The sequence below is a fragment of the Dietzia sp. UCD-THP genome, assembly GCF_000349585.1.
Taxonomy (GTDB): Bacteria; Actinomycetota; Actinomycetes; order Mycobacteriales; family Mycobacteriaceae; genus Dietzia; species Dietzia natronolimnaea_A.
In genome coordinates, this window is sequence record NZ_KB714678.1 from 3,421 (window position 1) to 4,197 (window position 777).

The 777-nt window shown below is 68.3% G+C and carries 1 protein-coding gene and 1 pseudogene; both read left to right on the plus strand.

The genetic code is table 11. The features are described from left to right. The coding region (locus H483_RS38005; RefSeq protein ID WP_042330455.1) for an SDR family oxidoreductase at positions 1–587 on the plus strand (587 nt) is incomplete at its 5' end. Further along, positions 584–777: pseudogene (locus tag H483_RS0120480) on the plus strand (PEP/pyruvate-binding domain-containing protein); the annotation flags it as partial. The gene H483_RS38005 and the pseudogene H483_RS0120480, both read left to right, overlap by 4 nt.

The following is a 777-nucleotide window of genomic DNA, read 5'->3' on the forward strand; positions in this document are numbered from 1 at the left end:
ACCCGGAAGCCGTCCTTCGGGTCAATGTCCTGGGCCCGAAACTGATGGCCGAGGGGCTACTGCCCCGTCTCACGGCGTCATCGGCGGTCGTCAACGTCGCCTCCGTAGCCGCCCATCGCAACACCCAGCCCCCGGAGTCCGTCGAGCAGCTGATCTCGGCCACAACGCCGGAGGACATCCGGGCCTGGCTGGGCGACCACCCGGTTGACGGCCCGGCGGCCTACGACACGTCCAAGCGAGTTCTCGTCGACTGGACCACTCGGCTCGCCGCCCGCCTGATCGGCACCGACCGGCGCGCCATCAGTGTGAGCCCTGGCCCCGTGGAAACCCCGATCCTGGGGGACTTCGCCACCAGCATGGGCCAGGAGTCAATGGAGCGCTCGGTCGCGACCGTGGGCCGGCACGGGCGACCGGACGAAGTGGCCGCGGTCATCGGTTTTGCGCTCTCTCCAGAAGCGTCGTGGCTCAACGGAATCGACCTCCTCGTCGAGGGCGGCTTGATGGCCGCTCGCGCCGCCGCACGTGCCACCACGCTCAATCCGTCAACTGGCCCCGAACCCGGCCCGCACGAAGGAATCCCATCATGACCACTCATCCCTCCGTCGTTCTGCTCGACGGTGCCCAGTCCGGCGACCGTGATGTCCTGGGGGGGAAGGCATACAGCGTCAACCGCATGCGCACCCTGGGCTTGCCGGTGCCCCCGGCTTTCGCCCTGCCCACCCACGTCTGCGGGATCTACCACTCCAACGACCGAGAGCTACCCGATCAGGTCTGGAA